General features: G+C 72.8%; 27 protein-coding genes. 6 read left to right on the top strand and 21 right to left on the bottom strand.

Going from position 1 to position 26857, the window contains the following annotated elements; all coding sequences use genetic code 11:
• Nucleotides 1-226: 226 nt before the first annotated feature.
• From ACFV1W_RS19415 to ACFV1W_RS19400, 4 genes are all read right to left on the bottom strand, one after another.
• Entirely contained in the window at nt 227-1354 is a 1128-nt protein-coding gene (locus ACFV1W_RS19415; RefSeq protein ID WP_380418056.1) for a GuaB3 family IMP dehydrogenase-related protein, read from the bottom strand.
• Between the two features lie 160 nt (nt 1355-1514).
• Nucleotides 1515-3017: an IMP dehydrogenase gene (gene guaB / locus ACFV1W_RS19410; protein WP_380418054.1), complete on the bottom strand. Its 1503-nt coding sequence runs from the start codon at nt 3015-3017 to the stop codon at nt 1515-1517.
• A 270-nt stretch (nt 3018-3287) separates the two neighbouring features.
• Nucleotides 3288-3998 (bottom strand): sigma-70 family RNA polymerase sigma factor, encoded by a 711-nt coding sequence (locus ACFV1W_RS19405; RefSeq protein WP_380418053.1) that lies wholly within the window; start codon nt 3996-3998, stop codon nt 3288-3290.
• Nucleotides 3999-4333: 335 nt separating this feature from the next.
• Nucleotides 4334-4945, bottom strand: a complete 612-nt coding sequence (locus ACFV1W_RS19400) for a response regulator transcription factor (protein ID WP_014136228.1) — start codon at nt 4943-4945, stop codon at nt 4334-4336.
• A gap of 563 nt (nt 4946-5508) precedes the next feature.
• On the opposite strand from ACFV1W_RS19400, the gene ACFV1W_RS19395 reads away from it, so the two are divergent.
• Nucleotides 5509-5835 carry a WhiB family transcriptional regulator gene (locus tag ACFV1W_RS19395; protein ID WP_380418051.1) on the top strand — a complete coding sequence of 109 codons (327 nt, stop codon included), beginning with the start codon at nt 5509-5511 and terminating at the stop codon, nt 5833-5835.
• An 87-nt stretch (nt 5836-5922) separates the two neighbouring features.
• On the opposite strand, the gene ACFV1W_RS19390 is transcribed toward ACFV1W_RS19395, so the two are convergent.
• From ACFV1W_RS19390 to groES, 3 genes are all read right to left on the bottom strand, one after another.
• Nucleotides 5923-6921, bottom strand: coding sequence for a LysR family transcriptional regulator (locus tag ACFV1W_RS19390; protein ID WP_380418050.1), 999 nt, complete (start codon nt 6919-6921; stop codon nt 5923-5925).
• Nucleotides 6922-7099: 178 nt separating this feature from the next.
• Nucleotides 7100-8728, bottom strand: a complete 1629-nt coding sequence (groL, locus tag ACFV1W_RS19385; RefSeq protein WP_380418048.1) for a chaperonin GroEL — start codon at nt 8726-8728, stop codon at nt 7100-7102.
• A 132-nt stretch (nt 8729-8860) separates the two neighbouring features.
• Entirely contained in the window at nt 8861-9166 is a 306-nt protein-coding gene (gene groES / locus ACFV1W_RS19380) for a co-chaperone GroES (RefSeq protein ID WP_014136232.1), read from the bottom strand.
• Between the two features lie 248 nt (nt 9167-9414).
• Between groES and ACFV1W_RS19375 the strand changes: the two genes are divergently transcribed.
• Nucleotides 9415-9750: a hypothetical protein gene (locus ACFV1W_RS19375; RefSeq protein WP_380418047.1), complete on the top strand. Its 336-nt coding sequence runs from the start codon at nt 9415-9417 to the stop codon at nt 9748-9750.
• A 40-nt stretch (nt 9751-9790) separates the two neighbouring features.
• The gene (locus ACFV1W_RS19370; protein ID WP_380418045.1) at nt 9791-10987 is read left to right on the top strand and encodes an SAM-dependent methyltransferase; all 1197 of its coding nucleotides are present in this window, start codon (nt 9791-9793) and stop codon (nt 10985-10987) included.
• Here the strand turns inward: ACFV1W_RS19370 and ACFV1W_RS19365 are convergent.
• The 5 genes from ACFV1W_RS19365 to tsaB form a co-directional block, all read right to left on the bottom strand.
• The gene (locus tag ACFV1W_RS19365; protein WP_380418044.1) at nt 10963-11877 is read right to left on the bottom strand and encodes a polysaccharide deacetylase family protein; all 915 of its coding nucleotides are present in this window, start codon (nt 11875-11877) and stop codon (nt 10963-10965) included. The genes ACFV1W_RS19370 and ACFV1W_RS19365 overlap by 25 nt on opposite strands.
• A 79-nt stretch (nt 11878-11956) precedes the next feature.
• Nucleotides 11957-12217, bottom strand: coding sequence for a hypothetical protein (locus ACFV1W_RS19360; RefSeq protein WP_380418042.1), 261 nt, complete (start codon nt 12215-12217; stop codon nt 11957-11959).
• Nucleotides 12214-13305 (bottom strand): tRNA (adenosine(37)-N6)-threonylcarbamoyltransferase complex transferase subunit TsaD, encoded by a 1092-nt coding sequence (tsaD, locus tag ACFV1W_RS19355; RefSeq protein ID WP_380418041.1) that lies wholly within the window; start codon nt 13303-13305, stop codon nt 12214-12216. The genes ACFV1W_RS19360 and tsaD overlap by 4 nt, the downstream gene beginning before the upstream one ends.
• Entirely contained in the window at nt 13298-13786 is a 489-nt protein-coding gene (rimI, locus tag ACFV1W_RS19350; protein ID WP_380418063.1) for a ribosomal protein S18-alanine N-acetyltransferase, read from the bottom strand. Before rimI ends, tsaD begins: the two co-directional genes overlap by 8 nt.
• A 23-nt stretch (nt 13787-13809) precedes the next feature.
• Entirely contained in the window at nt 13810-14484 is a 675-nt protein-coding gene (tsaB, locus tag ACFV1W_RS19345; protein ID WP_380418039.1) for a tRNA (adenosine(37)-N6)-threonylcarbamoyltransferase complex dimerization subunit type 1 TsaB, read from the bottom strand.
• Between the two features lie 158 nt (nt 14485-14642).
• Here tsaB and ACFV1W_RS19340 point away from each other — a divergent pair, with 158 nt between their 5' ends.
• Nucleotides 14643-15209, top strand: coding sequence for a hypothetical protein (locus ACFV1W_RS19340; protein ID WP_380418061.1), 567 nt, complete (start codon nt 14643-14645; stop codon nt 15207-15209).
• 45 nt (nt 15210-15254) lie between these two features.
• On the opposite strand, the gene ACFV1W_RS19335 is transcribed toward ACFV1W_RS19340, so the two are convergent.
• The 5 genes from ACFV1W_RS19335 to ACFV1W_RS19315 form a co-directional block, all read right to left on the bottom strand.
• A complete protein-coding gene (locus ACFV1W_RS19335) occupies nt 15255-15449 on the bottom strand; it encodes a hypothetical protein (RefSeq protein WP_380418038.1) in 195 nt (64 codons plus the stop codon).
• 131 nt (nt 15450-15580) lie between these two features.
• A complete protein-coding gene (tsaE, locus tag ACFV1W_RS19330) occupies nt 15581-16075 on the bottom strand; it encodes a tRNA (adenosine(37)-N6)-threonylcarbamoyltransferase complex ATPase subunit type 1 TsaE (protein WP_051825597.1) in 495 nt (164 codons plus the stop codon).
• A gap of 101 nt (nt 16076-16176) precedes the next feature.
• Entirely contained in the window at nt 16177-17532 is a 1356-nt protein-coding gene (locus tag ACFV1W_RS19325; protein ID WP_380418036.1) for an alpha/beta fold hydrolase, read from the bottom strand.
• Complete coding sequence (gene alr / locus ACFV1W_RS19320) at nt 17529-18728, bottom strand: alanine racemase (protein WP_380418034.1); 1200 nt, start codon at nt 18726-18728, stop codon at nt 17529-17531. The genes ACFV1W_RS19325 and alr overlap by 4 nt, the downstream gene beginning before the upstream one ends.
• Nucleotides 18729-18892: 164 nt before the next feature.
• Entirely contained in the window at nt 18893-20368 is a 1476-nt protein-coding gene (locus ACFV1W_RS19315; RefSeq protein ID WP_380418032.1) for an NAD(P)H-hydrate dehydratase, read from the bottom strand.
• Nucleotides 20369-20548: 180 nt separating this feature from the next.
• Here ACFV1W_RS19315 and ACFV1W_RS19310 point away from each other — a divergent pair, with 180 nt between their 5' ends.
• Entirely contained in the window at nt 20549-21097 is a 549-nt protein-coding gene (locus ACFV1W_RS19310; protein ID WP_380418059.1) for a Uma2 family endonuclease, read from the top strand.
• Between the two features lie 33 nt (nt 21098-21130).
• Here ACFV1W_RS19310 and glmS read toward each other — a convergent pair whose 3' ends face one another.
• Entirely contained in the window at nt 21131-22987 is a 1857-nt protein-coding gene (gene glmS, locus ACFV1W_RS19305) for a glutamine--fructose-6-phosphate transaminase (isomerizing) (RefSeq protein ID WP_380418031.1), read from the bottom strand.
• Between the two features lie 99 nt (nt 22988-23086).
• Between glmS and coaA the strand changes: the two genes are divergently transcribed.
• The gene (coaA, locus tag ACFV1W_RS19300; RefSeq protein ID WP_380418029.1) at nt 23087-24082 is read left to right on the top strand and encodes a type I pantothenate kinase; all 996 of its coding nucleotides are present in this window, start codon (nt 23087-23089) and stop codon (nt 24080-24082) included.
• Nucleotides 24083-24148: 66 nt separating this feature from the next.
• On the opposite strand, the gene glmM is transcribed toward coaA, so the two are convergent.
• The 3 genes from glmM to rplM all read right to left on the bottom strand — a co-directional run bounded on the left by glmM (nt 24149) and on the right by rplM (nt 26674).
• Nucleotides 24149-25513, bottom strand: a complete 1365-nt coding sequence (gene glmM, locus ACFV1W_RS19295) for a phosphoglucosamine mutase (protein ID WP_380418028.1) — start codon at nt 25511-25513, stop codon at nt 24149-24151.
• Nucleotides 25514-25675: 162 nt separating this feature from the next.
• The gene (rpsI, locus tag ACFV1W_RS19290) at nt 25676-26185 is read right to left on the bottom strand and encodes a 30S ribosomal protein S9 (protein ID WP_380418026.1); all 510 of its coding nucleotides are present in this window, start codon (nt 26183-26185) and stop codon (nt 25676-25678) included.
• 45 nt (nt 26186-26230) lie between these two features.
• Entirely contained in the window at nt 26231-26674 is a 444-nt protein-coding gene (gene rplM / locus ACFV1W_RS19285; RefSeq protein ID WP_030055846.1) for a 50S ribosomal protein L13, read from the bottom strand.
• Nucleotides 26675-26857 lie beyond the last annotated feature (183 nt).

Raw genomic sequence — 26857 nt, 5'->3', positions numbered from 1 at the left:
GAGACAGTTTTCAGACTGCCAACGACCCCAGCACCCCACCCCCGGAATCGGCAGTCTGAAAATCACCCAGCCCCCGGAGCGGCCACCCCCGGAACCGCCCCGGCACCCACCCTCCCGAGAGCCCACCCCCCGAACACCAACCCCCAGAACCCCCGACCCCCCAGAAACGCCGAAGGCCCCCACCGGCAACCCGGCAGAGACCTCCGACCCCACGTCAGCACCCCCGTCAGCGGTGGTCCAACGCCGGATTGACCGTCACCTCAACCCGCTGGAACTCCTTAAGCTCCGTGTACCCCGTAGTAGCCATCGCCCGCCGCAGCGCCCCGAACAGGTTCATCGTCCCGTCCGGCGTGTGCGACGGCCCCGTCAGGATCTCCTCGGTGGTGCCGACCGTCCCGAGGTCCACCCGCTTCCCCCGCGGCAGCTCCTCGTGGACGGCCTCCATCCCCCAGTGGAACCCCTTCCCCGGAGCATCCGTCGCCCGGGCCAGCGCAGCACCGATCATCACCGCGTCCGCGCCGCAGGCCACCGCCTTCGGGATGTCGCCGCTGTACCCCACCCCGCCGTCCGCGATCACGTGCACGTAGCGCCCGCCGGACTCGTCCATGTAGTCGCGCCGCGCCGCCGCCACGTCCGCGACCGCGGTCGCCATCGGCACCTGGATGCCCAGCACGTTGCGGGTGGTGTGGGCCGCGCCGCCGCCGAACCCGACCAGCACGCCGGCCGCGCCGGTCCGCATCAGGTGCAGCGCGGCGGTGTACGTGGCGCAGCCGCCGACGATCACCGGGACGTCCAGCTCGTAGATGAACTGCTTCAGGTTGAGCGGCTCGGCGGCACTGGAGACGTGCTCGGCCGAGACGGTGGTGCCGCGGATGACGAAGACGTCGACCCCGGCGTCCACGACGGCCTTGGAGAACTCGGCGGTGCGCTGCGGCGAGAGCGCGGCGGCGGTGACCACGCCGGAGTCGCGGACCTCCTGGATCCGCTGCTTGATCAGCTCGGCCCGGATCGGCGCGGCGTAGATCTCCTGCAGCCGGCGGGTCGCGGCGGCCTGGTCGGTGATCGAGGCGATCTCGTCCAGCAGCGGCTGCGGGTCCTCGTAGCGGGTCCAGAGGCCTTCGAGGTTCAGCACGCCCAGGCCGCCGAGGCGGCCGATGGCGATGGCCTGCTGCGGCGAGACCACGCTGTCCATGGGGGCGGCCAGGAACGGCAGCTCGAAGCGGTAGGCGTCGATCTGCCAGGCGATCGAGACCTCCTTCGGGTCACGCGTACGGCGGCTGGGGACGACGGCGATGTCGTCGAAGGCGTACGCCCGGCGGCCGCGCTTGCCTCGCCCGATCTCGATCTCAGTCACTTCGAGCCCTTCTGGTTTGTTGCTCATGCCCGCCGGGTCACCCCGGCCGACCCCAGTATCCCGTACTACCGCTGGCGGCGCCCCGACGGCCCACGCCCCGGACGGGCGGAGGCCCGCCGCTGCGCTGGCAGCGACGGGCCCCTCAGCCGATCGGGTCCGTTCAGCGGGCCGAGTAGTTCGGCGCCTCGACGGTCATCTGGATGTCGTGCGGGTGGCTCTCCTTGAGGCCGGCCGACGTGATCCGGACGAAGCGGCCCTTGCTCTCCATCTCGGCGATGGTGCCGGCGCCGACGTAGCCCATGGTCTGGCGCAGGCCGCCGACCAGCTGGTGCAGCACGGCGGACAGCGGGCCGCGGTACTGGACCTGGCCCTCGATGCCCTCGGGGACGAGCTTGTCGTCCGAGGCGACCTCGGCCTGGAAGTAGCGGTCCTTGGAGTAGGAGCGGCCCTGGCCGCGGGACTGCATGGCGCCCAGCGAGCCCATGCCGCGGTAGGACTTGAACTGCTTGCCGTTGATGAACAGCAGCTCGCCCGGGGACTCCTCGCAGCCGGCCAGCAGCGAGCCCAGCATCACGGTGTCGGCACCGGCGGCCAGCGCCTTGCCGATGTCGCCGGAGTACTGCAGGCCGCCGTCGCCGATGACCGGCACGCCGGCCGCCCGGCAGGCCTGGGCGGCCTCGTAGATGGCGGTGATCTGCGGGACGCCGATGCCGGCGACGACGCGGGTGGTGCAGATGGAGCCGGGGCCGACGCCGACCTTGACGCCGTCCACGCCGGCGTCGATCAGCGCCTGGGCGCCGTCCCGGGTGGCGACGTTGCCGCCGACCACGTCGACCCGGACGGCCGACTTGATCTTCTCGATCCAGGCCAGCGCGTTGTGGCTGTGGCCGTGCGAGGTGTCGACGACCAGGAAGTCCACGCCCGCCTCGACCAGCGCCTGGGCCCGGTCGAAGGCCTCGGCGCTGGCGCCGACGGCGGCGCCGACCAGCAGACGGCCCTCGGCGTCCTTGGCGGCGTTCGGGTACTGCTCGGCCTTGACGAAGTCCTTGACGGTGATCAGGCCCTTGATCCGACCCTCGTCGTCGACCAGCGGGAGCTTCTCGATCTTGTGACGGCGCAGCAGCGCCATCGCGTCCTCGCCGGAGATGCCGACCTTGCCGGTGATGAGCGGCATCGGGGTCATGATCTCGCGGACCTGGCGGCTACGGTCCGACTCGAAGGCCATGTCACGGTTGGTGACGATGCCGAGCAGCTTGCCGGCCTCGTCGGCGATCGGCACACCGGAGATGCGGAACTTGGCGCACAGCGCGTCGGCCTCGGCCAGCGTGGTGTCCGGGCCGACCGTGATCGGGTCGGTGACCATGCCGGACTCGGAGCGCTTCACCAGGTCGACCTGGTTGGCCTGGTCCTCGACCGACAGGTTGCGGTGCAGCACGCCGACGCCGCCCTGACGGGCCATCGCGATGGCCATCCGCGCCTCGGTGACCTTGTCCATCGCCGCGGACAGCAGCGGGATGTTGACGCGGACGTTCCGGGAGACCCGGGAGGAGGTGTCGACCTGGTTCGGCAGCACCTCGGAAGCCCCGGGCAGCAGCAGGACGTCATCGAACGTGAGCCCGAGCATGGCGAACTTCTCGGGTACGCCTGCGGCGTTGTAAGACATTTGGGGAGTACCTTCCGTGGCCGGCCTAATCCGCTCGCGCCCAGAGGGAAGGGGCGCGTTGATCGCTCACTCGCGCAGACTGCCGAAAGCCGGGTGACTTGGAGGAACCTCCAAAGGAACCCCGTGCGCACCCGCGAAACTTTGGCAACCTGCCCAGGCGCCGATACCCCATGGTACTGGCACCGCGAATGTGCCCTCGTGTGCCCTTGACAACAACCGCCCCCGCACCCTCATTCCGGCCGGCGGGAGCCCCCTGGCCTGCGCCTCCGTTCAGGAGGACTCCTCCGCGAGCGCCCGCAGCCGGCTGAGCGCCCGGTGCTGGGCCACCCGGACGGCACCCGGCGACATCCCGAGCACCTCGCCGGTCTCCTCCGCCGACAGCCCGGCGGCCACTCGCAGCAGCACCAGTTCGCGCTGACGGGCCGGCAGGTTGGAGAGAAGTTCCTTGGCCCAGGCCGCGTCGCTGCTGAGCAGGGCCTGCTCCTCCGGCCCGAGCGCCTCGTCCGGCACCTCCGGCAGGTCGTCCTGCGGCACCACGGTCGAACCGGGCCCGCGCATCGCGGCCCGCTGCAGGTCGGCGATCTTGTGCGCGGCGATGCCGTAGACGAAGGCCTCGAACGGCCGCCCCTGGTCCTTGTACCGGGGCAGCGCGCACAGCACCGCGACGCAGACCTCCTGGGCCACGTCGTCCACGTGGTGCCGGGCCCCGCCGGGCAGCCGGACCAGCTTGGCGCGGCAGTACCGCAGCGCGAGCGGGTGGACGTAGGCGAGCAGGGCGTCGATGGCCGGGCCCTCGCCGCGAACGGCGGCCGCGACCAGGTCGCCCACCAGGGGCGAGCCGCCCGTGCCGAGCACGGGTGGACGGCCGGGACCGGCCTCGGCACTGCCGGAATCCGCGTACGACGGATCGTGGCCCGGGTCGGAAGGCTCGGCCTCCCCCGGGTCCGCCTGGCCGGCCACACCGGCGACGTCGTCGCGCATCGGTCCATGGTGCCTGGTCGACCGGGAAAACGCGGCACCGCGTCCGGAGTTGTGCACCGGAACGTTATGCGCTGCGGCGCCGTACGGCGTGCCGCGCACCCCCGGCCCCTCCTGCACCGTGCCGCCTCCCGCCCCGCTGCCGTGGGTGGTCCCGTCCGTCGCGCCGTCCACCGAGTGTCCTGCGGCTGCGTGGTTCGCCGCAGTGCCTGTCCGCTGGTCCCCGAGGTGCTCCACTCCTCCATGGTGCAACCTCGGGACCGTAACGTCACACGCCTGTGCGACTCCCGCCCCGGAATTCGACGGCGCCGCGCCGCGGCCGGCGGCGCCGCCGGTGGTCAGCGGACCAGGCCCCAGCGGAAACCCAGCGCCACCGCGTGCGCACGGTCGGAGGCCCCGAGCTTCTTGAACAGCCGTCGGGCGTGGGTCTTCACGGTGTCCTCGGACAGGAACAGCTCGCGCCCGATCTCGGCGTTGCTGCGTCCGTGGCTCATGCCCTCCAGCACCTGGATCTCACGTGCCGTCAGGGTCGGCGCAGCGCCCATGTCGGGGCTGCGCAGCCGGCGCGGGGCGAGCCGCCACGTCGGGTCGGCGAGCGCCTGGGTGACGGTGGCCCGCAGTTCGGCGCGCGAGGCGTCCTTGTGCAGGTACCCGCGGGCACCCGCGGCCACCGCGAGCGCGACGCCGTCGAGGTCCTCGGCGACGGTGAGCATGATGATCCGGGCGCCCGGGTCGGCGGACAGCAGCCGCCGGACCGTCTCGACCCCGCCGAGGCCGGGCATCCGGACGTCCATCAGGACGAGATCGGAGCGGTCGGCCACCCAGCGGCGGAGGACCTCCTCCCCGTTCGTCGCGGTGGTGACCCGGTCCACACCGGGTACGGTCGCGACGGCGCGGCGAAGCGCCTCGCGGGCGAGCGGGGAATCGTCGCAAACGAGAACGGAAGTCATGACCGTCGTCCTCCGCAGCTGATCCGCGTCACGTTGAGCCTCCTGGCTGGTACGAACCTCTCCGACACGGCCGATCGGCGACGGACTTCGTACTGATCGCCCCGACTTGCCCGCGATCGTTCCCGACGTCCGGCGCCCGCTAACCGCCTCCGCACTTCCAACGACCGTCACTCGAATGAGTTACGGCCTTCAGGGCATCTCCACCACTGTACGTGGCCAACCCATTACGGATCAGCCGCATCGCGGTGCACACGCCGCACTTTTGCGCAGCTCGCGCGCGGTCGGCGTACGACCCGCACACCGGTGCGGTGTGCCGCGCGCCCCCTCGGCCACCCGATTGCCACACCCGGACCCAGCGAAAACCGTTGCCCACTTTGCCCGTTTTTATAGCTTTCGTATGGTCATTGACTGTTGTGCCAGTGTGTGGGTGACTTGTCCATGGAGTTGCCTTAAGTCATATTTCCAGGTGTCCACACCAGTGCGGGACGCCCCGCCGGGCACCGCTCGGCAGCAGCCCGCCGAAAGGCCCGGCCGCCGCCGACCGCCTCTGAAGGGAATGAGCCATGGCAGATTTCTCCCGCCTCCCCGGTCCCAACGCGGACCTCTGGGACTGGCAGCTCTCGGCAGCCTGCCGCGGCGTGGACAGCTCGCTCTTCTTCCACCCCGAGGGCGAGCGCGGGGCGGCGCGCAGTTCGCGCGAGGCCAGCGCCAAGGAGGTCTGCATGCGCTGTCCGGTGATCGCGGAGTGCGCCGCACACGCGCTGGCGGTCCGTGAGCCGTACGGCGTCTGGGGCGGGATGACGGAGGACGAGCGCGAGGAGATGCTGGGCCGCTCGCGGCACCGCCTGGTGGAGGTCCCGCTGGCCCCGCCGGCGGTCGCGCACCGCTAGACCCGCATCCGCGGCGCGCCGTGAAGAAACGTTTCTTCGCGGCGCCTCAGGGCGCTGCTGCGCCGTTCGGGGGAGAAGGGGGCCCCGTCAGCGGTCGGCCGCCGCCCCCGCCAGCCGCTCCCGCATCAGCGCGACGGCCGGGACCTCGGCCAGGTCCGGCAGGGTCAGCGCCACCACCTGGCGCACCGCCGGCACCCCGGAGGCCGTCCGCACCGGCACCGTCGACACGCCGTCAGGGCGCACCGACTGCAGGGCCAGCCGGGGCAGCACCGCCACCCCGAGCCCGGCCGCCACCAGGCCGACCACCGCCGGGTAGTCGTCGGTCGCGAAGTCGATCCGGGGCTCGAAGCCCGCCCCCGCGCACAGCTCCACCAGGTGCCCCCGGCACTGCGGGCAGCCGGCGATCCACTGCTCCCCCGCCAGTTCGGCCAGCCCCACCGGACCGCCCCGGCCGGCCAGCGGGTGGCCGGCGGGCAGCAGGCCCACCAGTGGGTCGTCCAGCAGCGGGGTCACCACCAGATCGGACCAGTCGGTGCCGGCCGACAGCTGCTGCGCCTCCAGGTTCGCCTCGGCCCGTGCCTCCCGCGGTGAGCCGTGCGCGGGCGCGGGCGCCGCGGCCGCGCCGTCGGACTGCGGGTAGCGGAAGGCCAGGGCGATCTCGCACTCGCCGCCGCGCAGCATGGCCAGCGACTCCGGCGGCTCGGCCTCGACCAGCGACACGCGCACCCCCGGATGGCTGGCCCGCAGCCGGGCGACCGCGGGCGGCACCAGGGTGGAACTCGCGGTCGGGAAGGAGACCAGCCGCACCCGCCCGGCCCGCAGCCCGGCGATCGCGGCGACCTCCTCCTCGGCGGCGGAGAGCCCGGCCAGGATTCCGGTGGCATGCTTGAGCAGGACCCGTCCGGCCTCGCTGAGCTGCATCCCGCGGCCCGAGCGGACCACCAACGGGGTGTCCACCGACTTCTCCAGGGCCTTCATCTGCTGGCTGATGGCAGGCTGCGTGCACCCCAGCTCGCGAGCGGCGGCGGAGAAGGAGCCGGTGCGGGCGACGGCACGCAGGACGCGCAGATGGCGGGCCTCGATCATGCCTCAGTTATAAGTCAATCTTTGCATTCTGCAAAATTCTGCTGATAGTTGAAGTCTGGAGCACCTGCGCGACACGGCCGCCGGCCCGGCCCGGAGGCGAGCGGGCGAACAGCAGCCGGAGGCCCGGCCCGCAGCCCCTCGCGGGGCGCGGACCGGGCCTCCGGTCAGGCGTTCGGCGTCAGTGCGAGTGGCCGTGGCCGCCGTGCGAGTGACCGGCCTCGGCCTCCTCCTCCTTCTTCTCCACCACGAGGGTCTCGGTGGTGAGGAGCAGGGAGGCGATCGATGCGGCGTTCTCCAGGGCGGAGCGGGTGACCTTGACCGGGTCGATGACGCCGGCCTTCACCAGGTCGCCGTACTCGCCGGTGGCGGCGTTGTAGCCCTGGCCGATCTCCAGCTCGGAGACCTTGGAGGTGATGACGTAGCCCTCCAGGCCGGCGTTCTGGGCGATCCAGCGCAGCGGCTCGTGCAGCGCCTTGCGGACCACGGCGACACCGGTGGCCTCGTCACCCGACAGGCCCAGGCCGTCGTTCAGCACCTTGGCGGCGTGGACCAGGGAGGCGCCACCACCGGCGACGATGCCCTCCTCGACCGCGGCGCGGGTCGCCGAGATGGCGTCCTCCAGGCGGTGCTTGCGCTCCTTCAGCTCCACCTCGGTGGCGGCGCCGACCTTGATGACGCAGACGCCGCCGGCCAGCTTGGCCAGGCGCTCCTGCAGCTTCTCGCGGTCCCAGTCGGAGTCGGTCGCGGCGATCTCGCCCTTGATCTGGGCGACGCGGCCGGCGACGGCCTCGGAGTCACCGGCACCGTCGACGATGGTGGTGTCGTCCTTGGTGATGGTCACGCGGCGGGCGGTGCCCAGCACGTCCAGACCGGCCTGGTCGAGCTTGAGGCCGACCTCCTCGGAGATGACCGTGGCGCCGGTCAGGACGGCCAGGTCGCCGAGGATCGCCTTGCGGCGGTCGCCGAAGCCCGGGGCCTTGACGGCGACGGCGTTGAAGGTGCCGCGGATCTTGTTCACGACCAGGGTCGACAGCGCCTCGCCGTCGACGTCCTCGGCGATGATCAGCAGCGGCTTCGAGGCACCGCTCTGCAGGATCTTCTCCAGCAGCGGCAGCAGCTCCTGGATGGAGGAGATCTTGCCCTGGTTGATCAGGATGTACGGGTCCTCCAGGACCGCTTCCTGACGCTCCGCGTCGGTGACGAAGTACGGCGACAGGTAGCCCTTGTCGAACTGCATGCCCTCGGTGAAGTCCAGCTCCACGCCGAAGGTGTTCGACTCCTCGACGGTGATGACACCGTCCTTGCCGACCTTGTCGATCGCCTCGGCGATCAGCTCGCCGACCTGGGTGTCCTGCGCGGAGAGGGACGCGACGGCGGCGACGTCGTCCTTGCCCTCGATCTCGCGGGCGACGGACAGCAGGTGCTCGGAGACGGCGGCGACGGCCTTGTCGATGCCCTTCTTCAGGGCGGCCGGGCCGGCGCCGGCGGCGACGTTGCGCAGACCCTCGTTGACCAGGGCCTGGGCCAGCACGGTGGCGGTGGTGGTGCCGTCACCCGCGACGTCGTTGGTCTTGGTGGCGACCTCCTTGACGAGCTGCGCGCCAAGGTTCTCGTACGGGTCGTCCAGCTCGACCTCACGGGCGATGGTGACACCGTCGTTGGTGATGGTCGGGGCGCCGAACTTCTTGTCGATGACGACGTTGCGGCCCTTGGGGCCGATGGTCACCTTGACGGTGTCGGCCAGCTTGTTGACACCGCGCTCCAGCGAGCGGCGGGCGTCCTCGTCGAACTGCAGGATCTTCGCCATGTTCCCTATTCCCTCGGGGCTGCGGCCGGCCGACCGGCCGCCGAACTACGTGAACCAACAACCACGCCCCGGGCCCCTGTCACTTGGGACACGGATCCGGGGCGGGTCGGAACGTCTTACTTCTCGGTGCTGTTACTTCTCGATGATGGCGAGAACGTCGCGGGCCGAGAGGACGAGGTACTCCTCGCCCTGGTACTTCACCTCGGTGCCGCCGTACTTCGAGTACAGGACGATGTCACCGACGGCGACGTCGAGCGGCAGACGCTGGCCGTCCTCGAAGCGGCCCGGGCCGACGGCCAGGACGACGCCCTCCTGGGGCTTCTCCTTGGCGGTGTCCGGGATAACCAGGCCGGAGGCCGTGGTGGTCTCGGCGTCGAGCGGCTGGACCACGATGCGGTCCTCGAGCGGCTTGATGGCAACCTTGCTGCTGGTGGTCACGTCCGAGCTCCCCTTCGGAGATTACGGGGTTTTCTAACGGGTAGGGGCGAACCTGCGGGCCTGCCGTCGCGGGGGTCAGACACACGTCTTCGCGTTAGCACTCCCCCACTGGGGAGTGCCAAGGACGACCATAGGCCGCCGTTAGCACTCAGTCAACCAGAGTGCCAACGGCGCGCCCGGCGGACTCGGGTCGCGGATGAGTAGCCGTACTCATGTGCGGTGCCGGAGCCCGCGGCCAGACTCCTGACATGACATCGATTCCGGTGCGCGTCGGCCCGTCCCGGCTCAAGGACGCGTCCCTCGCCCTGCTGGCAGTGCCCCTGCTCGGGGTCGTGCTGCCGTTCCTCGTCTTCTGCTCGGTCGCCTCCCTCGGCAGCGGTCCCGGCGCCGGGGACGACGGGGACGGAAGCGGATGGGCCTTCCTGGGCATCGGGATGACGGCCGGTCCGGTGGCCGCCCTCGTGGCGGGCGTCGTCGTGGCCGTGCGCAGCCGGCGGTCCGGCTACCCGTTCCTGGCGGTCACCGCCGCCCTCTCGCCGTTCCTGGTCCCGGCGGTCCTCTCCTCGGGCGTCCTGTGGCGGTGACCGACCGCCCCGACATCCGCCGACGGGTCAGAATGGCCCCGTGGACACCGAGAACCTCCAGCCCCTGCTGACCCCCGAGGGCCAGGCCCTGCTCGCCGAGCTGCGCGAGTTCACCCCCGAGGAGGAGCTTGCGCTGGCCACCCGGCTGCGGCGGGAGCACCCGGCGGAGCTCGTGTCGGCGGCGTTCGGGCAGGCGCGGCTGCGGCAGCGGGCGCGGGCGAAGTTCGGGGCGGACGCCGACCTGATGTACTTCACGCCCAACGGGGTCGAGCAGTCCACCCGGCGCAGCGTGGCCGAATGGCGGGCGCGCCGCTTCGCCGAATCGGGCGTACGGCGGCTGGCGGACCTGTGCTGCGGCATCGGCGGGGACGTACTGGCGCTGGCCCGGGCCGGGATCCAGGTGCTGGCCGTCGACAAGGACCCGGCGGCCTGCGCCGCCACCGCGGCCAACGCCGCCGCGCTGGGCCTGGCGGAGCTGGTGGAGGTGCGCTGCGCGGACGTCGCCGAGGTTGACGTGACCGGCTACGACGCGGTGTTCACCGACCCGGCCCGGCGCACCTCGCGCGGCCGGGTGTTCGACCCGGAGGCGTACGCCCCGCCGCTCTCCTGGGCGATCGAGGCCGGACGGCGGACCCCGATCGGCGCCCTGAAGGTCGCCCCGGGCATCCCGCACGAGGCCGTCCCCGCGGACGCCGAGGCCGAGTGGGTGTCCGACCACGGGGACGTCAAGGAGGCGGTGCTCTGGTTCGGCACCGGGGCGGCCCGCCCGCACCGCGCCACCCTGCTGCCGCAGGCCGCCAGCCTGACCGGCGGCGACCTGCCCGACCCGCCGGCCGGCCCGGTCGGGCGGTACCTGTACGAGCCGGACGGCGCGGTGATCCGGGCCCACCTGGTGGCCGAGGTGGCCGAGCAGGTCGACGGCCGGCTGATCGACCCGAAGATCGCCTACCTGACCTCGGACCGACTGGTCGCCACCCCGTACGCGCACGCCTTCGAGCTCACCGACGTGCTGCCCTTCCACATCAAGAAGCTGAAGGCACTGCTGCGCGAGCGCGGGGTCGGTACGGTGGTGATCAAGAAGCGCGGGATGGCGATCACCCCGGAGGAGCTGCGCCGTCAGCTCAAGCCCTCCGGGCCGAACACCGTCACGGTGATCCTCAGCCGCACCGACGGCGGACCGCTGATGATGCTGGGACAGCCGGTGCGGACGCCTCAGGAGGCCGGCGGCTGGATGTAGTCGTCCAGCCGGGCCACCGAGAAGCCCTGCTCCTGGATCCGGGCGAGCAGGTCGGCGAACATCTGGGTCATCGTGGCGCCCTTGAGCTCCTTGGGGCCGCGGAAGTGCGCCAGGATGATGTCGCCGGGCTTCAGCTTCTTGTCGCCCGCCTGGTACTGCATGTCGTGGATCTGCATCGACTCGCGCCAGAGCACGATCGCGCGCGGGCCGCACTGCTGCACCGAGTTGTTGAGCGTCGGGGTGTTGGCGCCGTCGCCGAACGGCGGGCGGAACAGCAGCGGGGCCGTGCCGTACTGCTGGGTGAGCGCGGCCTGGTCCTCGCAGATCTCGGACTTCTGCTTGTCCTGCGGGAGCTTGCTCATCACCGGGTGGGTGACGGTGTGGTTCTGGATGTGGTTGCCCAGGGCCTGGAGCGGCTTGAAGTAGCCGTAGTCGTTCTTGACGATGTCCTTGGTCAGGAACATCGTGATCGGCACCTTGAGGTCGGTCAGCATCTCGACGAACTTCGGGTCCTTCTCGGCGCCGTCGTCGATGGTGATGAAGACGACCTTGTCGGTGGTCTTCACGTCGCTGAACACCGGTACGGTGCCGGTGCGTTCGAGCTTGATGGGCTTGTCGGCGGGCGGCGCGGGGGCCGGGGCCAGCGGCTTGAGGTTCCACTTCGCCCAGGCCGCGGCGTCGCCCCCGGCCGGCGCCGCGCCGGGCGTGGTGGCCGCGGCGACCGGCGTGCCGCCACCGCCGGACGGCTGGGGCGCCGCCGACGCGGCCTTGGTCCCGGCCGGTGCGGCGCCGCCCCCGTTGTCGCCGCACGCGGTGGCGAAGGCCAGCAGCGCCAGCGCCCCCGCCGCGTACGCCCTGGTCCTGGTCCTGCTCCGCCCGTCCCTGTTCACCGCACCGCGCTCCCGGTCCCGTCCAGCTTTCTCTCAGCTATGCACGGTAGCGGCCGCCGCGGCGGTTCCCGATCACGACCTACTCGACGTGCTCGCTGGTGAAGGACCAGCGGTGCACCGGGCGGCCCAGCAGCTCGGCCGGCGGCTCGGCGACCGGTGCGGGCCGGCCCTCCCACCAGGTGATCAGCAGCACCCGCTCGCCGGGTGCGGAGAACAGCTCGGTCCGGGTCAGCCCGGGCGCGCCGCGCAGTGCGGGCAACGCGGACTCGCGTACCCAGGCGGCGAGTTCGGCCGCCCGGCCGTCCGCCGCCCGGGCCTCCCACATCGCGGCGACGGTCACGCGGCGCCGCCGCCGAGGGCGTCGTAGGCCTGACCGTGGAGATCCGTGTGGGGGACGTGGACGTCGGTGACGGGCAGCGAGGAGTCCGCCGACAGGTCGAAGGCGGAGGGGGTGCGGCCCCGCCACACCATCTCGGAGCCCAGCGCCGCCACCATCGCGCCGTTGTCGGTGCACAGGCCCGGCCGGGGCACCCGCAGCCGGATGCCGGCCCGGTCGCAGCGCTGCTGGGCCATCTCGCGCAGCCGGGAGTTGGCCGCGACGCCGCCGCCGATCATCAGGTGGTCGACGCCGTTGTCCTTGCACGCCTTGACGGCCTTGCGGGTGAGCACGTCGGTGACCGCCTCCTGGAAGGAGGCCGCGACGTCGGCGATCGGCACCTCCTCGCCGGCCCGGCGCTTGGCCTCCACCCAGCGGGCGACGGCGGTCTTCAGGCCGGAGAAGGAGAAGTCGTACTCGGGGTCGTTCTTCCCCGTCAGGCCGCGCGGGAAGTTGATCGCCTTCGCGTCGCCCTCGCGGGCCGTCCGGTCGACGACCGGGCCGCCCGGGAAGCCCAGGCCGAGCACCCGCGCGACCTTGTCGAAGGCCTCGCCGGCCGCGTCGTCGATGGTCGCGCCGAGCGGGCGGACGTCGGTGGTGATGTCCTCGCTGAGCAGCAGCGAGGAGTGCCCGCCGGAGACCAGCAGGGCCATCGTGGGCGAGGGCAGCCGGCCGTGCTCCAGCTGGTCGACGCAGATGTGCGAGGCGAGGTGGTTGACCCCGTACAGCGGCTTGTCCAGCGCCCAGGCGTACGCCTTCGCCGCGCTGACGCCGACCAGCAGCGCACCCGCCAGGCCGGGCCCTGCGGTGACGGCGATGCCGTCCAGGTCGCCGGCCTTGACCCCGGCGGTGTCCAGGGCGCGCTGGATGGTCGGGACCATCGCCTCCAGGTGGGCGCGGCTGGCGATCTCCGGGACGACGCCGCCGAAGCGGGCGTGGTCGTTGACGCTGGAGGCGACCGCGTCGGCCAGCAGCGTGGTGCCGCGCACGATGCCGACGCCGGTCTCGTCGCAGGAGGTCTCGATGCCGAGGACGAGCGGTTCGTCAGCCATGGGGGGTGTCCTCAATGTCCTTCGGGTCGGTGCTGTCGGTGCTGGGGTGTTCGAGGCGCATCACCAGCGCGTCGATGTCGGCGGGCTGGTAGTAGCCGCGCCGGATGCCCACCGGTTCGAAGCCGTGGCGCTCGTACAGCCGCTGGGCGCGCTGGTTGTCCACCCGCACCTCCAGCAGCAGGTCGGCGCAGCCTCGGCGGGCGGCCTCGTGGATCAGGTCGGTGAGCAGCGCCGTCCCGAGACCGGCGCCCTGGTGGCGCTCGTCGACGGCGATGGTCTGGACGTCGCCCTCGCCGGCGACGGTCATCAGACCGGCGTAGCCGACGATCGTGCCGTCCGCGGCCGTGGCGACCGAGTAGTGGCGGGTGCCGCCGGGGCGGGCCTCGGCGAGTTCGGACCAGAACATCCCGTGGGACCAGGCGTCCTCGGGGAACAGCCTGAGCTCCAGGTCCATCACCGGCTCGATGTCCCACCAGCGCATCGGGCGCAGGGTGGTGCCGTGGTTCACGCCGGGAGCACCGCCTTGCCCCCCAGAACCGTCTTGTAGGCGGCCGGGACCTGGGCGTCCGGGCGGCGCAGGTACAACGGCACGTTCGGCAGCAGCTCGCGCCCGGCGGCCAGTTCGGCGGCGGCGAAGCCGGCCAGGGCGCCGGCCGAGACGTGCTCGGGGCCGTGCGCGCCCGGGAAGGCGTCGGGGTAGAGCAGCGCGCCGGCGCCGACCGAGCGGGCCGCGGGCGTCAGCTCCGCCGGGCGGTCCACGCCGGGGCCCTCGGTGCGGCCGCCGTCGGCGTCGTAAGAGGCCCAGTAGACCTCCTTGCGGCGCGCGTCGGTGGCGACGGTGAACGGCTGCCCGGCCAGTCCCTCGGCGCGGGCCTGGAAGGCGATCGCGTCCAGGGTGCAGACGCCGTGCACCGGCACGCCGAGCGCGTGGCCGAGCGCGGCGGCGGTCACCAGGCCGACCCGCAGGCCGGTGTACGGGCCGGGGCCGACGCCGACCGCGATCCCGGTGAGCCGGTGCTTGTCCGCCCCGGCGGCCCGCAGGACCTGGTCGATCGCGGGCAGCAGCAGTTCGCCGTGGCGCCTGGCGTCGACCTGGTGGGTCTCGGCGAGGACCGCCGTGCCGTCGTGGACGGCGGCGGTGACGGCGGGGGTAGCGGTGTCGAACGCGAGCAGCAGCACGGGGTCAAGGTTAGACCGACGTTGGGCCGACCGGACGATCGAGCTGGTGTCCCCCTCCGGAACACACGTGCAAGGGCGCTGCCGAGCGGCCGGGCGGACCTGGCACGATTAGGGCGGTACGAACAGCGGACGGCGGCGGGAGCGGGCACGTGGCGAAGATGGGTCCTGGAGTGGTGGTCACGGGGCTGACCCTGGGGGCCCTGGCGGTGGTGAGCCTGCTGGCCTTCCAGGCCAACGGCGCCCAGGACCGCGCGGGCGGAGCCCGTCCGACCGTCACGTCGACGTCCACCGGCCCGGCCGCCTCCGCGACGCCGACCGCCTCCGCCACCCCGACCGTCCCGCCGCTGCCGGCCTCCTCGGGCAGCGGCACCCGGGTGGTCTACTCGGTCGGCAGCCACTTCGTCTGGCTGGTCGACCCCAAGAAGAACCCGCAGGTCGCGGCCGCCTTCCCGGTCACCCCGGGCTCGGTCGAGCCCGCTCCGGGCAGCTACTCGGTGTACAGCCGCACGGCGGCCGGCACCGGTACGGACGGCCGGAAGATCGAGCACGTGGTGCGCTTCGCCCAGCAGAGCGGCGTGGTGTTCGGCTTCGGCGCGGCCCTGGACGACGCGACCCCGACCCCCGACCCGAAGGCCAAGACCGGTGGCATCCGCAGCAGCCGCACCGACGGCCAGCTGCTCTGGGACTTCGCGTCGAACGGCACCAAGGTGGTCGTGGTCGCCTGAGCCCGGCCCCGCCGCCCGTACGACGGGCGGCACGCGGGGCGGGTGCTACGCGGCCCGGGGCGTCTGCGCCTCGGGCCGCTCGGCCTGCCGGGGCCGCGGTTCGGGCGGGGTGGACACCGCCTCGGCGGCCGCGCAGGCGGCCAGCAGTGCCCGCATCGGCTCCCCCGCGGCGCGGTGGGCGGACTCTCCGGCCCCGGCGGTGTGCGCGGCGTGCTCCGGGGCGGGGGTGGTGCTCGACATGGCGCCTCCCTAGTTAGGCAGACCTAACCGCAGCACCCATCCCACCACGCCCGGCACCCCGCCCGCAACACCTTGCCGACAGCCTGTCGGCAAAACGGTGGAACCCGATCGGCCGGCGCCGGGGACGGGCCTCAGGCCAGCTTCGCCAGCTCCACGCCCGCCCAGCGCTCCCCGAGGCCGGTCAGCACCACCCGGCGCGGGTCGTGGTCCTCCCCGGCGGTGTCGCCGATCGCCCGCTCGATCCGCACCTCCAGCCGGTCCTCGGACAGCCGCTCGACCTTGCCCTCGCCCCACTCGACCACGATCACCGACTCCGGCAGCGAGACGTCCAGGTCGAGGTCCTCCATCTCGTCCAGGTCCCCGCCCAGTCGGTACGCGTCCACGTGCACCAGCGCCGGGCCGCCGACCAGCGAGGGGTGCACCCGGGCGATCACGAAGGTCGGCGAGGTCACCGCCCCGCGGACCTGCAGCCCCTCCCCCAGCCCCCGGGTCAGCGTGGTCTTCCCCGCTCCCAGCTCGCCGGAGAGCAGCACCAGGTCCCCCGGCCGCAGCAGCGCGGCCAGCTCCCGGCCGAGCCGGCCCATCCGCTCCGGAGTGGGGACGGTGAGAGTGGCGTGCGAGCCCATGCGCGTGTCTTGCCCTTCGATCGTCCGTAACGGCGCGCCGAACACCGGCCGCCACCGCTACCGTGCCACACCGGCGCACCCCGCCGCGGCCGGCGGGGGACTCAGACGGGGTCGACGGCCGGATCCCGGGCCACCGCGCCCCCGGCGCCGTCCGCGGGCGGCTCCTCGGCGAGCGCGAGGACGGTCGGCGGCAGCGGCACGGCGCCGACGAAGTCGGCGGCACGGCGCAGCAGCAGCGCCAGCTCGCGGTCGACCAGCTCCGGGCGCTCCAGCAGCACCAGGTGCCCGGCTCCCTCGACCAGCACGAGCTCGGCGCCCGGCAGCCGCTCGGCCATCGCCTCGCTGTGCGCCGACGGGGTCAGCAGGTCCTTCGTGCCGGCCAGCACCAGCGCCGGCAGACCGCGCAGGGCCGCCAGCGCCTCGTACTTCTCGTGCGTGCCGAACACCGGGTAGAACTCGGCGACCACGTCGATCGGGGTGGCGTCCAGCAGCTGTTCGGCGAAGCGCACCACGCCGGGATCGATGTCCCGCCCCCCGAAGGAGAACCTCCGGTAGAACACGGCGGCGACGTCCGAACCGAGCCGCCGGCTCGCCTCCACCAGCTCGACCTGACGGCCCAGCAGCTTCACCACGCCGGGCGCGACCCTCTTGAACAGCTTGGCCCCGGCCTTCGGCAGACCGAGGCTCACCTCGTTCCAGTCCCCCGCCAGGGTGCCGACCAGCGCGGCACCGGCGACGCGTTCCCGGAACAGCTCCGGGTACTGGTCGGCCAGCGCCATCACCGCCATGCCGCCCATCGAGTGGCCCACCAGCACCAGCGGCCCGGTCGGCGCGACGGCGTCGATCACCGCCTTGAGGTCGCCGCCCAGCTGGTCGATCCCGGCCGGCTCGCCCGCCAGGTACGAGCGGGAGCGCTCGGAGCGGCCGTGGCTGCGCTGGTCCCAGAAGACCAGCCGCAGGCCCTCGCGCAGCGCCGCCCGCTGGAAGTGCCAGCTGTCCTGGTTGAGGCAGTAGCCGTGGCTGAACACCACGGTCAGCGGCTCGGCGCGGTGGCCCGCCCGCGCGCCTGCGGGGCGCTCGGCCCCGGTGCCGACACTCCCGGCGGGTCCCTCCGGCTCGGGGCGGCCGCCGTCCGACCCGGGGCGTCCGCCGTCCGGCTCGTCCCAGCCCGTGCCGTCCAGCTCGACGTACAGCTCGGTGCCGTCCGGCGCGGCCACCGTCAGCGGGCGCCCGCGCAGGGAGCCGTACGGGGCGGTCGCCTCCAGCTCGGCCCGGGCCCGGCGGCGCATCGCCCGGCCGACCGTCAACCGCTCTATCGCCACGCCCGCGGCCGCACCGGCCGCCAGCACACCGACCGAGATCCCGATCACACCGGCCCGGCTCACCCCGGTCGTGGCCGCGCCGGCCGCCTTGGCCACCGCCGCCACCGGGCCGGTCCCGTCCGGTGCCTCCGTCATGCCGTGCGGCTCCCGTCGTGGCTGCCGCCCAGGTAGCGGCGGGGCACCCGGGCGCCGATCCGGGTGATGATCTCGTACGAGATGGAGCCGCTGGCGCGGGCCCAGTCCTCGGCGGTCGGCTCACCGTGCTCGCCGTTGCCGAACAGCAGCACCTCCTCGCCGATCTCGGGGGTGTCGCCGCCCAGGTCCACCACGAACTGGTCCATCGCCACCCGCCCGGCCACCGTGCGCCACTTGCCGCCGATCTGCACCGGCCCCGTGCCGCTGGCGTGCCGCGGCACGCCGTCGCCGTAGCCGAGCGGGACCAGGCCGAGCGTGGTCGGGCCGGGCGTCACGTAGTGGTGGCCGTAGCTGACCCCGTGCCCGCCGGGCACGTGCTTGACCAGCGCCAGCCGGGCCGTCAGCGCCATCACCGGGCGCAGCCCGAAGTCGGCCGGCGAGCCCACCTCCGGCACCGGCGACAGCCCGTACGCCGCCAGTCCGGTGCGGACCAGGTCGAAGTGCGACTCGGGCAGCAGCAGGGTGGCCGGGGAGTTCGCGAGGTGCCGGACCTCGGGGCGCAGCCCGGCGGCCTCCGCGTGCGCCAGCGCGGCGCGGTAGGAGTCCAGCTGGGCCTGGATCGACGGGTGGCCGGGCTCGTCGGCGGCGGCGAAGTGCGACCAGACGCCGACGGCCTTCAGCAGCCCCTCGGCCTCGGCCCGCCGCACCTCGGCCACCAGCTGCGGCCAGTCGTGCGGCTGGCAGCCGTTGCGGCCGAGGCCGGTGTCGGCCTTCAGGTGCACGCGCGCCGGGATGCCGGTCTCCCGAACGGCCGTCAGCAGCTCCCGCAGCGCCCACCGGCCGCTGACCGAGATGTCCAGGTCCGCGCGCAGCGCCTCGCGCCACGGCCCGCCGGGCGTCCACAGCCAGCACAGGATCCGGGCCTGTTCCGGGCGGATGCCCGCGGCCCGCAGCGCCAGGGCCTCGTCGGGAGTCGCGCAGCCGAGCCAGCCGACCCCGTCCGCGACCGCCTCGCGGGCGCACTCGACCGCGCCGTGGCCATAGGCGTCCGCCTTGACCGCGAGCATCACCGCCGTGTTCCCGACGCGCTCCTGCAGGGCGGCGAGGTTGCCGCGCAGGGCGGCGAGATCGATGGTCGCCTCGGCCCGTACGCCGTCGGTGAGGGTGGCCGTGCCGGTCGTGTTCGCAGTTGTCATCAGGGTCAGTCTCCCAGACGTCCCGGAGTCCTCGCCGAACGGCCCGTCGGCGCGGCGATCGGCACCGCGTCCTCGCCCACCCCGCCGACCTGCGGCGAACGGCCCCTCCGCCCAGGTACGGACGCGGTGAAGCGGCGTTCCGGTTCCGCCTCGGGGCCTCCGGCTCACTCCTGCCGCACCGCACGCCAGGCCGTCGGCAGGGCCTCGGCGACCGCGAGGGCCGTCACCGGCGCGCCCGGGTCGCCGGCCGCCTCCCGGGCGGCCAGGCCGTGGAGGTAGGCGGCGAGCGAGGCGGCGTCCAGCGGGGACAGGCCCGTGGCCAGCAGGGAGCCGGCCAGGCCGGCCAGCACGTCGCCGCTGCCCGCGGTGGCGAGCCAGGAGGTGCCGGTGGGGTTCACCCGGACGGCCCCGCCCGGGTCGGCGACCACGGTGGTGGAGCCCTTCAGCAGCACGGTGGCCCGGTAGGCGGCCGCCAGGCGCCGGGCGGTGGCCAGCCGGGCGGCGGCCAGGTCGTCGGCGGCGGGCGGCGCACCGCCCTCGGCACCCGCCAGCAGCCGGGCGGCCTCACCGGCGTGGGGGGTGAGCAGGGTGGGCGCGGTCCGGCCGGCCAGCGCGTCCGGGCCGAGCCGGCCCAGCTCGGTCAGCCCGTCCGCGTCCACCAGCACCGGGACGTCGCTCGCCAGCGCCTCGGTCAACGCCTCCCGTGCCCCCTCGCCGCCGCCCGGCCCGACCACCCAGGCCTGCACCCGCCCGGCCCCGGCCGGGCCGCCCTCGGTGACCAGCGCCTCCGGGAAGCGCCGCACCACCTCCTCGGCCGCCGTGCCGACGTACCGGACGGCGCCCGCGCCGCCCCGCAGGGCCCCGGCGACCGCCAGCAGCGCCGCCCCCGGGTACCGAGCCGAACCGGCCGCCACCCCGACCACACCGCGCCGGTACTTGTCGCTCTCCACGCCCGGCAGCGGCAGCAGCGCCGCCGCGTCCGCGTGCTGCAGGGCCGTCACCTCCGGCTCCGGCAGTTCGAGTCCGATGTCCACCAGCTGCACCGCGCCCGTGTACGCGGCCCCCGGGTCGATCAGCAGCCCGGGCTTGTACGTGCCGAAGCAGACCGTGACGTCCGCGCGCAGCGCCTCCCCGGGCACCTCACCGGTGTCGGCGTCCACCCCGCTGGGCAGGTCCACCGCCACCACGATCCCGCTCCGCCCGGCCCGGGCGTACGGCACGGCCCCGGCGCGCAGCCCGCCCCGGCCGCCGATGCCGACGATCCCGTCCAGCACCAGGTCCGCGCGCGAGAATTCGGCCAGGCCGACTTCCTGCTCCGCCGCCACCCGCCCGCCCGCCGCCCGGAGCGCGGCCAGTCCGCCCGGGTGCGCCTTCTCCGGCGTGAGCAGCACCGCCGTCACCCGCGCCCCGCGCCGGGCCAGCGCCGCCCCGGCGTACAGGGCGTCACCCCCGTTGTCCCCGCTGCCCGCCAGCACCGTCACCCGACTGCCGTACACCCGCCCCCGACGCCGGGTCAGCAGCCGCGCGCAGGTCGCCGCCAGCCCGGCTGCCGCCCGTTGCATCAGCGCGCCCTCCGGCAACCGCGCCATCAACGCGGCCTCGGCGGCCCGGACGGTTTCCACAGGGTGTGCATGACGCATGGGGAGAACTCCTTCAGCAGTCGGCTACCGCCGACGCTAGCCCGCGCCACCGACCCGCGGGAGCCGGGCCTGCGGCACACTTTCGAGTGACACCCACTTCGATCCCCCGCCGGTGTCGGTCCGTACGCCTACCTTGTGGCCCGGCACGGACCCACAGGAGGGAGAAGGGCCATGGTCGCCATGCCGGCAGTCGAGCACCCGCTGGGCGAGGAGAAGCTCCTCCAGGCGTTCCTGGAGCTGGACACCCCGCCTGGTTACAAGGCTGAACTCATCGAAGGCGAGATCTTCGTGACACCACCGCCGGACGGAGGGCACGAAACCGCGTTCTCCCTGCTGAACCGGCAGTTCATGCGAAAGGCCGAGGCCGAGTTCGATCTGTCGGGCAACAAGGGCCTCATCGTGCCGACAGGCCGGTTCATCCCCGACGGCACCGTCAGCCCGGTCGGACACTTCCTGAACTCCGGTTCGTGGGCGGACGCCGCCGGCGTACTGCTCGTCTTCGAAGTCACCTCCACCGCTCCCCGCCGGGATCGCGAACAGAAGCGCCGTGGTTACGCCGCCGCCGGCATTCCCTGCTACCTGCTGGTCGACCGCAGCGAGGGCAAGGTCACCCTGTTCACCAAGCCTGAGGGTGACGACTACACCGAGAAGGAACCGGTCCCCTTCGGCAAGCCGATCGACCTGCCCGCCCCGTTCTCCTTCACGCTCGACACGGCGTCCCTGCGGTAGGACGCAGCCACCGCAGGGACGCCGTAGGAGTCACTACTCGACGGTGACCGACTTCGCCAGGTTGCGCGGCTGGTCGACCTCGTGGCCCTTGGCCGTGGCCAGCTCGCAGGCGAAGACCTGGAGCGGCACGGTGGAGACCAGCGGCTGCAGCAGGGTCGGGGTCGCCGGGATGCGGATCAGGTGGTCCGCGTACGGCACGACCGCCTCGTCGCCCTCCTCGGCGATCACGATCGTGCGGGCGCCGCGGGCCCGGATCTCCTGGATGTTGGAGACGATCTTGTCGTGCAGGATCGACCGCCCGCGCGGCGAGGGCACGACCACCACGACCGGCAGCCCCTCCTCGATCAGCGCGATCGGGCCGTGCTTGAGCTCGCCCGCCGCGAAGCCCTCGGCGTGCATGTAGGCGAGCTCCTTGAGCTTGAGCGCGCCCTCCAGGGCCACCGGGAAGCCGACGTGGCGGCCGAGGAACAGCACCGAGCGGGCGTCGGCCAGCGAGCGGGCCAGCTCGCGCACCGGCTCCATGGTCTCCAGGACCTGCTCGACCTGCTTCGGCGCGTCGCCGAGCTCGCGGATGATGGTGAAGATCTCGTCGCCCCACTTGGTGCCGCGCACCTGGCCCAGGTAGAGGGCGACCAGGTAGCAGGCGACCAGCTGGGTCAGGAACGCCTTGGTGGACGCGACCGCGACCTCCGGGCCGGCGTGGGTGTACAGCACCGCGTCCGACTCGCGCGGGATCGTGGAGCCGTTGGTGTTGCAGATCGCCAGCACCTTGGCGCCCTGCTCCCGGGCGTGCCGCAGGGCCATCAGGGTGTCCATGGTCTCGCCGGACTGCGAGATGGCGATGACCAGCGTGCCCGGGCCCATGATCGGGTCGCGGTAGCGGAACTCCGAGGCGACCTCGACCTCGCAGGGAATGCGGGTCCAGTGCTCGATCGCGTACTTGGCGATCATGCCCGCGTGGAACGCGGTGCCGCAGGCGACGATGACGACCTTGTCGACCGAGCGCAGGTCCGCGTCGGAGATGCGCAGCTCGTCGAGGGTGAGCCGGCCGTCGGCGCCGATCCGGCCGAGGAGGGTGTCGGCGACGGCCTTCGGCTGCTCGGCGATCTCCTTGAGCATGAAGTAGTCGTAGCCGCCCTTCTCGGCGGCGGAGGCGTCCCAGTCCACGTGGTACTCGCGCACCTCGGCCGGGGTGCCGTCGAAGTTGGTCACCGTCACGCCGCCCTCGCGCAGCTCGACGACCTGGTCCTGGCCCAGCTCGATCGCCTCGCGGGTGTGCGCGATGAAGGCTGCGACGTCCGAGGCCAGGAAGTTCTCGCCCTCGCCGCGGCCGACCACCAGCGGCGAGTTGCGGCGGGCGCCGACGACCACGCCGGGCGCGTCCGCGTGGACGGCGACCAGGGTGAAGGCGCCGTCCAGGCGGCGGCAGACCGCCCGCATGGCCTCGGCGAGGTCGCCCTCGTACGCCTCGCCCAGCAGGTGGGCGACGACCTCGGTGTCGGTCTCGGACCGGAGGGTGTGGCCGCGCTCCGCGATCTCGGCGCGCAGCTGGGCGAAGTTCTCGATGATGCCGTTGTGGACCACGGCCACCCGGTTGTCGTCATCCAGGTGGGGGTGGGCGTTGGCGTCCGTCGGGCCGCCGTGGGTGGCCCAGCGGGTGTGACCGATGCCGGTGGTGCCGCCGGGGAGGGGCGACTCGGCGAGCGACTTCTCCAGGTTGCCGAGCTTTCCGGCCCGCTTGTCCGTGACGAGACTCCACTGCCCCTGGGAGTCCTGCGCCTGCACCGCGACACCGGCCGAGTCATAGCCCCGGTACTCCAGTCGCTGCAGGCCCGCGATTACTACGTCGAGGGCGGACTGCGCGCCCACGTATCCAACAATTCCGCACATGCGTGCCAGCATAAGGGCGGTTCTGTGGCCGTTTTCCCCTCTCGCCCCAACGCTGCGTGACCGACACCACAACCACGGTGAACACCGCTACGGCTCACAATGGAGCATGTGCTGACCGAACTCTGTACGCGGGGCGCTGCCGCGCCCGGCCCGTCCCCGTCCCCCTACGTGGACCTCAGCCGGGCCGAATGGAGCGCGCTGCGCGAGCGTACGCCGCTGCCGCTGACCGCCCAGGAGGTGGAGCAGCTGCGCGGCCTCGGCACGGCCCTCGACCTCGACGAGGTCCGCGACGTCTACCTGCCCCTGTCGCGGCTGCTGAACCTGTACATCCACGCCACGCACGAACTGCGCGGCGCGCTGGGCACGTTCCTGGACACGCCGGACACCGAGCGCACCCGCACCCCGTTCATCATCGGCGTGGCGGGCTCGGTCGCCGTCGGCAAGTCCACCACCGCCCGACTGCTCCAGGCCCTGCTGGCCCGCTGGCCCGAGCACCCCCGGGTCGAGCTGGTCACCACCGACGGCTTCCTGCTGCCCAACGCCGAACTGCGCCGCCGCGGCCTGATGGCCCGCAAGGGCTTCCCGGAGTCGTACGACCGCCGGGCGCTGATGCGCTTCGTCGCGGACGTGAAGGCGGGCAAGGAGCGGGTCACCGCGCCGGTGTACTCACACCTGGTGTACGACATCGTGCCCGACGAGCGGCTGACCGTGGAGCGCCCGGACATCCTGATCGTCGAGGGCCTGAACGTGCTCCAGCCGGCCCTGCCGGGCACCGACGGCCGCACCCGGCTCGCGGTGGCCGACTACTTCGACTTCTCGATCTACGTCGACGCCCGCACCGACGACATCGAGCACTGGTACCTGGACCGCTTCCGCAAGCTGCGGCAGACCGCCTTCCAGGACCCGAACTCCTACTTCCGCCGCTTCACCGAGGTGCCGGAGGAGGAGGCGATGGAGTACGGCCGGCAGGTCTGGCGCACCATCAACAAGCCCAACCTGCTGGAGAACGTGCTGCCCACCCGCGGCCGGGCCACCCTGGTCCTGCAGAAGGGCCCCGACCACAAGGTCCGCCGGGCGCTGCTGCGCAAGCTCTGAGGCGCCGCCGGGACACGACGCGAAGGGCCCCCGCGCGAGGCGGAGGCCCTTCGGCGTGTCCGGGGCTCAGCCCAGGTGCGTGCGCACCGCCTCGGCCAGTCGCTGGGCGACGGTCTCGGCCTGCGCCGGGTCGGCGGCCTCGACCATGACGCGGACCAGCGGCTCGGTGCCGGAGGGGCGCAGCAGCACCCGGCCGGTGGCGCCCAGCTCGGCCTCGGCCGCGGCGACGGCGACGGCCAGCCCGGTGCTGGTCCGCACCCGGCTCTTGTCGACGCCCTTGACGTTGATCAGCACCTGCGGCAGACGGGTCATCACGGCGGCCAGGTCGGCCAGCGGCTGCTTGGTGGCGGCCAGTCGGGCGCCCAGCATCAGGCCGGTCAGGGTGCCGTCCCCGGTGGTGGCGTGGTCCAGCAGGATGACGTGGCCGGACTGCTCGCCGCCCAGCGCGAAGCCGTGCTCCTTCATCGCCTCCAGCACGTAGCGGTCGCCGACGGCGGTCTCCACCAGGTCGACGCCCTCGCGCTCCATCGCCAGCTTGAAGCCGAGGTTGGACATCACGGTGGCCACCGCGGTGTTGCGGCGCAGGGTGCCGGCCTCCTTCATGGCGACGGCGAGGATGGCGATGATCTGGTCGCCGTCCACCTCGTTGCCCTCGGCGTCGGCGGCCAGGCAGCGGTCGGCGTCGCCGTCCAGGGCGATGCCGAGGTCGGCCTCGTGCTCCTTCATCGCGGCGCGCAGCCGGTCGAGGTGGGTGGAGCCGACACCGTCGTTGATGTTGAGGCCGGTCGGTTCGGTGCCCAGGGTGTGCACGACCTCGGCGCCGGCCCGGGCGAAGGCCTCGGGGGCGACGTACGCGGCGGCGCCGTGGGCGCCGTCGATGACGACCTTGATGCCGTCAAGACGGTTGGGCAGCACGCCGATCAGGTGGGCGACGTACTTGTCGAAGCCCTCGGTGTACTCGCGCACCCGGCCGACGGCCGCGCCGGTCGGGCGGTTCCAGTCCTCGCCGCCGACGGTGTGCTTGCGGTAGTGGGCCTCGATCGCGTCCTCGATCCGGTCGTCCAGCTTGTGGCCGCCGCGGGCGAGGAACTTGATGCCGTTGTCCGGCATGGCGTTGTGGCTGGCGGACAGCATCACACCGAAGTCGGCGCCGAGCGCCCCGGTGAGGTAGGCGACGGCGGGGGTGGGCAGCACGCCGACCCGCAGGACGTCGACGCCGGAGCTCGCCAGGCCGGCGATGACCGCGGCCTCCAGGAACTCGCCCGAGGCACGGGGGTCACGGCCGACCACCGCGACCGGCCGGTGCCCGTCGAAGGCGCCGGCCTCGCCGAGCACGTGGGAGGCCGCGACCGACAGGCCGAGCGCCAGCTCCGCCGTCAGGCCCTCGTTGGCCACACCGCGTACGCCGTCCGTACCGAAGAGTCGTCCCACTGTCCCGTCCTCCATCACCATGCTCGGAACCCACCGATGATCCCGGCCGCCGCACGTTAGCCGGGGAACACGTCGCCCCGGAGTACACGAGGTACTCCGGGGCGACGGTTTGCGCAACCAGGGGGTGCGCCGCCAGGGCGGACCGCACCCCCGGGGACGCGATTAGCGCTTGCTGTACTGCGGCGCCTTGCGGGCCTTCTTCAGACCGGCCTTCTTGCGCTCGACGGCGCGGGCGTCACGGGTCAGGAAGCCGGCCTTCTTGAGGGCGCCGCGGTTGTTGTCCACGTCGGCCTCGTTCAGGGCACGGGCGACGCCGAGGCGCAGCGCGTAGGCCTGGCCGGAGACGCCGCCACCGCTGATGCGGGCGACGACGTCGTAACGGCCGTCCAGCTCCAGGAGCTTGAAGGGCTCGTTCACGGTCTGCTGGTGCACCTTGTTCGGGAAGTAGTCCTCAAGGGTGCGACCGTTGATCTTCCACTGGCCGGTGCCGGGGACGATGCGCACGCGGGCGATCGCCTCCTTGCGACGGCCGAGGCCGGCGCCCGGGGTGGCCTCGCCGAAGCGGCCGGCCAGCGACTCGGAGGTGTAGCTCTCCTCGGAGGTGTACTCGCCCTCGACGGCCTCAACGGCCTCGTCGAAGTCGACCTCAAGGGTTTCAGTGGTCTCGGCCACGGTGTTCCTCAGCTCTTTTCAGTGTTGGGGGGCTTGGTGGCCGAATTACTGCGCGACCTGGGTGATCTCGAACGGCACCGGCTGCTGGGCAGCGTGGGGGTGCTGGTCGCCCGAGTAGACCTTGAGCTTCGAGAGCATCTGGCGGCCCAGGCTGTTCTTGGGGATCATGCCCTTGATGGCCTTCTCGACGGCCTTCTCCGGGTTGTTCGCCAGCAGGTCGTCGTAGCGCACCGAGCGCAGACCGCCCGGGAAGCCCGAGTGGCGGTAGGCCAGCTTCTGGGTCTTCTTGTTACCGGACAGGTGCACCTTGTCGGCGTTGATGATGATGACGAAGTCACCAGTGTCAACGTGCGGCGCGTAGATCGCCTTGTGCTTGCCCCGGAGGAGGTTGGCGGCCTGGGAAGCCAGGCGGCCGAGCACGACGTCGGTCGCGTCGATGACGTGCCACTGACGCTGGACGTCGCCGGGCTTGGGGCTGTACGTACGCACGGTCGTAGCCTTCGCTTTTCAGTGAGTGAGTCCTGACAGGAGCACCCGGACGGAAGAGCAGCCTGGCCAACCTTGGACGCAATTCAAGGGGGACCGCTGGTCGTCGACCTGATGTCTCCGGCGTACCGACCTCTCACGTGAGATAGAGCGAGCCAATACGCACATCAAGCGTCCAGGTTACCG

The organism is Kitasatospora sp. NPDC059648, from assembly GCF_042734825.1.
GTDB lineage: Bacteria > Actinomycetota > Actinomycetes > Streptomycetales > Streptomycetaceae > Kitasatospora.
Note: the sequence above shows the minus strand (reverse complement) of the source record. Positions and strands in the feature narration are given on the sequence as shown.